The following is a 5,737-nucleotide window of genomic DNA, read 5'->3' as shown; positions in this document are numbered from 1 at the left end:
ATCGCTGCATAGTTGAACAGTGATGTTCAGCAGTGTTCAGCGTAAATGTATCAGGGGATATGACGCTTTGCAAAGGGGATCAAACCCCGTACCATAGAGGAGCAGGTTTCTCCGTTTCTCTGTTTTCAATCCCCAGGACTCACCATGGTGCAGCCGTCAGCGACCTCTGGGCAAAAGCCGATTGTCATCGCCCCTTCCATCCTTTCAGCCGATTTCAGCCGGTTGGGGGAGGAAGTACGGGCAGTGGATGAGGCAGGAGCCGACTGGATCCATGTGGATGTGATGGATGGCCGCTTTGTGCCCAATATCACCATCGGCCCGTTGGTGGTGGAAGCGCTGCGCCCGGTGACGGCTAAGCCCCTGGACGTCCACCTGATGATTGTAGAGCCGGAGAACTATGTGGCGGATTTTGCCAAAGCAGGGGCCGATATCATTTCCGTGCACGCAGAGTCCAGCTCCACCATCCACCTGCATCGCACCCTCAGCCAAATCAAGGATCTGGGCAAGCAAGCGGGCGTGGTGCTCAATCCGGCCAGCCCTTTGGAGCTGATCCAATACGTGCTGGATCTGGTGGATCTGGTGTTGATCATGAGTGTCAACCCCGGATTTGGCGGGCAAAGCTTCATTCCGGCAGTGGTGCCCAAAATTCGCCAGTTGCGGGCCATGTGCGATGAGCGGGGCCTGGATCCCTGGATCGAGGTGGATGGCGGCATCAAAGCCAGCAACGCTTGGCAGGTGATCGAGGCAGGAGCCAATGCCATTGTGGCCGGTTCGGCAGTGTTCAAAGCCAAAGACTATGCAGAAGCCATTCGCAGCATTCGCAGCAGCCGCCGTCCCGAGCTGGTGACAGTTTAAGGTGACAGTTCATTTTGAAGGAAACTGCTCCCTTACTGAAATCCGGCTTGACCCCAGCGCTGCGCTGAGCCAACTCCTCACGTGCCTTTAGCGCAAAGCAGCAGCCCCTTTCTGGGCAGCGTAAGGCCCCGTCCCGCTGTTGACGGCAGTTGTGCCCAGGCAATGGGGAGGCCCATCGACGGAGGGTGGGATGATCGGCTGCGGCGAAGTGGGGCTGAGAAAAGTCTGACAAAAAGGCACGCGGTTGCGCCGAATATCGGCAAGGTAGGGGGGAGGAATGGTGCCCAGATAGGCGCCCAGCACCTGCTGCTCGGGATCCTCTGGCAGTATTTGGTAATGCAACATCAGGCGATTATCGGGAAACCAGGCGCGGATAAGCCTTTGCAGGGCCTTCAAGTTGAAGCCCGGCTCTTCAGGGTTGCGAATCAGGTGCATTCCCGCCAGGCGCCCGCCGACAAAATAGGCTTGCACATAAAACCCACGGGCATAGATGGGGGGCTCCAAGGAGTTCTGAGATGAAGGGGAATCGGGCAGGTAAAGGGCTTCACCCCCAGGACGCAGTTGCCAGCGGCTCCAGCGGGGATCCTCCCGGTCGCTGGAAATGGTCTCCCAATTGTTGGCGCGGGCGTAGCTCAAGAAGCGCTCCTCGACCATGCCCAGATAGAGCATTTCCATTTGCAAGGGCAGCCGGGCCCGGGTTTGCAACAGGGGCAGAGTGCGCACTTCTCCCTGCTTGAGCACCAAGGTCTCCCCCCGCGCCGAGCAAGGGACACCTATGAGCATAGCCATCAGCAACCCTGTTCCAATTGCCCGTCCAATCTGGCTGAGGCCGCGCCTTGCGAACAGCTCTAGCCGGAGAGGTAAAAACTGCGCCACTGGCTGCGGCTGTGGCCCATTGCCCCTCAAAACCGTCGAAGCAGGAATGTAGGATGAGATCAGCACAGCAAAAAAGCAGGGTAGTAAGTAACCGATCCTAACCCAAAGAGACAAGGTTCTTCGAGAATCTTAATCTGGTCTCTGAGGAAAGTTGCTTGCCAGTCTGCCCTGCCGATGGTTTGGGTAGCGAATGCGCATTACCCTCGAGAATGGCATTCCCGCTGCAGCAGCTTCCGACCGGCCAGGATGGCCGGGAGTGATCGTCATTGCCGGCCCCACGGCCACCGGGAAATCTCGACAGGCGCTGCTTTTGGCCCAACGGCTGGGATCCCCCCTGTTGAACGCCGACTCCCGCCAGGTCTACCGCGAGTTCGACATCGGCACGGCCAAGCCCACCCCCGCCGAGCAGGCCCTTTGGCCCCACGAGTTGATCGACATTGTTGATCCCTGCCACACCTACACGGTGGCCGAGTTTCAGCAGGCGGCCCAAGCCCGCATCGCCGAGGCCCATCGGCAGGGACAGACTCCCATCTTGGTGGGGGGCACCGGTCTCTACATCCAATCGGTGACTGCTGGCCTAGGGATCCCTGCTGTACCCCCGCAGCCCCAACTGAGAAGACAACTGGAAACTTGGCCCCCTGAGATCCGCTACGCCTGGCTGCAGCAGTTGGATCCCGTTGCCGCCCAGCACATTCATCCCCATGACGCGGTGCGCACGCTGCGGGCTTTGGAGATCGTTTACACCACCGGGAAGCCGGCTTCCAGCCTAAGGCGGGCTCATCCCCCCCATTACCCCATCTTGATCCTGGGGCTGCGCTGCCCAATGCCCCGTTTGGAACAACGCATTGCCCGGCGCACGGCGGAGATGATGGAGCGGGGGTGGATCGAGGAGGTGAAAACCCTGCGGGAGCGCTACGGGCCAGACTTACCCCTCTTGCAGACCTTGGGCTATGCGGAGATCGGCGCTTACCTGGAGGGGCGGATCCCGGAAGCCGAGCTGCAGCCCCTGATTGTGCGGCGCACCCGCCAATTTGCCAAGCGGCAGATGACCTGGTTCCGGGCCCTGCCAGGGATCCAGTGGCTGGACTGCGAAGCTGAGGATTTGCCGGAGCAGATCTGGAAGCAGGTCAAGGCTTGGATGGCAGCTCCGACCACTGTTGAAACCAGTCCCGCCGCCGCTGAGCATCGGCCTTGCGATCCGTAAGGATCTCCAACACCCGCACCCCTTGGGCAGGCAAGGGATCCAAAGCTTGGGCCAGCTCCTGCCAGCTTTCCACCCGCCGGTGGGGAATGCCGTGGGCTTGGCAGAGGAGGGCAAGATCCACCGACTGGGGAGTAGCAAAGTAGGGCTCAAAGGGCGGATCTGGCCCTTGACGGCCCACTTCAGCAATGGGCAGCAGCTCGAAAATCCCACCCCCCTGGTTGTTGATGAGGAGAATGGTCAGGGATCCCTGCAGGTGAGGGCCAAGCCGCAGGCCGCCGCAGTCGTGCAAAAAGGCCAGATCCCCGGTTAGCAACACCGTCGGGCGCTGCCGGTGGGCCACCCCGAAGGCGGTAGAGAGAAGGCCATCGATGCCGTTGGTGCCGCGGTTGAAGTAGGGCCGGATGCGGCGGTCGTTGGGGGGCCAAAACCACTCCACATCCCGCACCGGCGTGCTGTTGGCAATAAACAGCGGAGTCTCTGGGGGCAAGTGGTGGGCCAGCCACCAGGCAACCTTGCCTTCAAACCACTCCGATAGGTCAGTCATGGCCTGGTCTAGGGCAGCACGGATTTGCGCTTCCGCTGTCAGCCAGCCCTGCAGAAAAGTTGTTCGCTTGGCCGGTGCTTCTGGGATCCCGGCGACCCACTCCTCTACGGCGAAAGGCAAGTGGGTGGTGGGGTTGTGCAGGGGATCCCCATTCTCAGGGCGGGGATCCAACCGCCAAACGCGGGGAGCAACCTTGGCCAGGGTTTGCCGCAGCGCTTTGCTGGTGGGCAGGGATCCCAGTTGGATGACTTGCTGCGGCCAAAGCTGGGGATCATCCCGCTGCAGGATGAGGTCGTAGGTGGTGATGAGATAGGGGTTGAGGGAAGCGTAGTTCCGCAGGGGAGAAAGCCCCTCCGCCAGCACCGGCCAGCCCAAAGCCGTCGCCAAACGGGCCACTGCCTCCACATAGCGCTGGGGATCCAGCGGTTGAGCCGGCCCCGCCAAGATCACCCCCCGCTCACAGCCGCGCCACTCCTGCCAAAAAGAAGCCGTCTCCGTCTGAAAAGGGCTCCGCACCGCCTGGAAGGAAGAGCCGGTGCATGGCGGAGCAACTCCACGAAAAAAGGTCTTCTCAAACTCCGGATCTTCCTGTAAATGGAGCAGCGGCGCAGTGCTGCCGTCAGCAATGGGAGCTAAGGGATCCCGGAAGGGCACATTCAAATGCACAGGGCCGGGGAAGGGGTAAAGGGTGCGCTCCCAGGCGTGAACCAGGGTCTGGCGCAAGTAGGCCAGGGCTTCTGGATCCGCGCTGGGCAGGGCCAACTCCGCCTGCCAGTTGGGGTAATGGCCGTAGAGCTTCACTTGGTCAATTGCTTGGCCGGCGCGGCAGTGGCGCAGCTCCGGGGGCCGATCCGCCGTCAAAACCAAAAGCGGCCAGCCACTTTCTGCCGCCTCGATGAGAGCTGGGAAAAAGTGAGCGCCAGCGCTGCCGGAAGTACACACCAGGGGAATGGGCCGCCGGGTTTGCTGGGCCAATCCCAGCGCAAAAAAGGCTGCCGACCGCTCATCCAGCACCGGGATCGCCTCGATGTCGGGGTGCTGGGCCAGCGCGTAGGTCAGGGGTGCTGAGCGGGATCCCGGACACACCACCGCCAAACGGCAACCCAGCCGACTCAAGGTTTCGGCCAATAGGGATCCCCAGAGGGTGTTGAGGTTGCGCCAGTCCAGCCGCCTCGGCAGGACAAAGTTTTCAGCAGTCACATTTCAGCAGTCACAGCGGAGACAAGGTGTTGAGATCGAATCGGGATCCCGGCGGCAAAAAGTGAATGCGGGCATTGTGCAGCCGAAAATACTCATCCGCCGCCGCCTCCTGAACGGTCGAGTACAGTTGCGTCCCGTCCACAATCGTCACCGTCCCCAAGCCGATCACCTCCATCACATCGTTGGCCTGGATCACCACCGCCGTATTCTCATCAATGCCGATACCCAAACATTGGGGATAGTGGGCCACCGCCGTGACCAGCCGCACCAGGCGATTGCGCTGATGGAAATGTTGATCGATGATGACGCGAGGCAAAAGGCCCAGGCCTGTCTTCACCGTTACAATTGCCGGCGTGGGCGGTTCTCCGCTGTAGCCGCGGGAGATCATCTGCTGCCCCAACGCAGAAGCTCCGGCGCTGGTTCCGGCAATTACCGTCTGCCCCCGCTGCCACTGCTGTCGAATGGCCTCCATCAGCTCGCTGTGGGCCAGCACCTCCGCCAGCCGCTCCTGATCCCCACCCGTAAAGTAGATGCCGGTGGAGAAGCGGATTTTCTCAACGTTATCGGGATCCCTCGCCTCCATCGGGCTGCGGATATCTAGAACTTGGAGGCTGGCCGCCCCCATCTGCTGAAAAATGTTGGCGTAGATCTCCCCCAGCACCGCCGGGATCCCAGAAGCCGCGGGCACGATGGTGATGTGGGCAGACTTTCCCCCCGCTCGGCGGAAGAATTCCCAAAGGATGTGGCGCTCATTTTCCTTGTCCTCTGCTCCCCCGACGGCGATGATGTCGGAACGGGCGGTGATGGGATCCTTCACGGTAGAGCGGCTCAGGGGTTGGGCGTCGTTTGTCGGCGTGGAAGGAACTCCGTTCCACTCCAGCTCACGGTGGGCGGCAGAAACATCAGGCAAATGGGGCATGGAGCGCGAGGAAGATTAAAATGGGCACATTTCACTTTCACTATGCTACGGCTTGGAATTCGGTTTGGCGCAGCTCAATTCCAGATTTCACGGAAGAGTCAGGGGTTGGTTAGGGGTCTCGAAAGGGGGAATAATGTTC

General features: G+C 60.9%; 5 protein-coding genes. 2 read left to right on the top strand and 3 right to left on the bottom strand.

The window, feature by feature from the left end; translation table 11 throughout:
* Positions 1-144 precede the first annotated feature (144 nt).
* Positions 145-855, top strand: coding sequence for a ribulose-phosphate 3-epimerase (gene rpe, locus NW829_RS08175; RefSeq protein WP_414413112.1), 711 nt, complete (start codon positions 145-147; stop codon positions 853-855).
* Positions 856-942: 87 nt separating this feature from the next.
* Here rpe and NW829_RS08170 read toward each other — a convergent pair whose 3' ends face one another.
* Positions 943-1,644 (bottom strand): hypothetical protein, encoded by a 702-nt coding sequence (locus NW829_RS08170; RefSeq protein ID WP_414416844.1) that lies wholly within the window; start codon positions 1,642-1,644, stop codon positions 943-945.
* Positions 1,645-1,921: 277 nt separating this feature from the next.
* On the opposite strand from NW829_RS08170, the gene miaA reads away from it, so the two are divergent.
* On the top strand, positions 1,922-2,935 hold the full coding sequence (gene miaA / locus NW829_RS08165) for a tRNA (adenosine(37)-N6)-dimethylallyltransferase MiaA (protein ID WP_414416843.1): 1,014 nt from the start codon (positions 1,922-1,924) through the stop codon (positions 2,933-2,935).
* Here the strand turns inward: miaA and menD are convergent.
* Together menD and NW829_RS08155 are read right to left on the bottom strand one after the other, a co-directional pair.
* A complete protein-coding gene (gene menD / locus NW829_RS08160) occupies positions 2,859-4,679 on the bottom strand; it encodes a 2-succinyl-5-enolpyruvyl-6-hydroxy-3-cyclohexene-1-carboxylic-acid synthase (protein WP_414416842.1) in 1,821 nt (606 codons plus the stop codon). The genes miaA and menD overlap by 77 nt on opposite strands.
* A 10-nt stretch (positions 4,680-4,689) precedes the next feature.
* On the bottom strand, positions 4,690-5,598 hold the full coding sequence (locus tag NW829_RS08155; protein WP_414416841.1) for a cyanophycinase: 909 nt from the start codon (positions 5,596-5,598) through the stop codon (positions 4,690-4,692).
* Positions 5,599-5,737: the final 139 nt, after the last annotated feature.

The organism is Synechococcus sp. R55.8, from assembly GCF_047461895.1.
Classification (GTDB): domain Bacteria; phylum Cyanobacteriota; class Cyanobacteriia; order Thermostichales; family Thermostichaceae; genus Thermostichus.
Note: the sequence above shows the minus strand (reverse complement) of the source record. Positions and strands in the feature narration are given on the sequence as shown.

Bases quoted from the DNA above. Each gene is read 5' to 3' on its own strand.
- rpe (WP_414413112.1), top strand. From the start codon at position 145: ATGGTGCAGCCGTCAGCGACCTCTGGGCAAAAGCCGATTGTCATCGCC.
- NW829_RS08170 (WP_414416844.1), bottom strand. From the start codon at position 1,644: ATGGCTATGCTCATAGGTGTCCCTTGCTCGGCGCGGGGGGAGACCTTG.
- miaA (WP_414416843.1), top strand. From the start codon at position 1,922: ATGCGCATTACCCTCGAGAATGGCATTCCCGCTGCAGCAGCTTCCGAC.
- NW829_RS08155 (WP_414416841.1), bottom strand. From the start codon at position 5,598: ATGCCCCATTTGCCTGATGTTTCTGCCGCCCACCGTGAGCTGGAGTGG.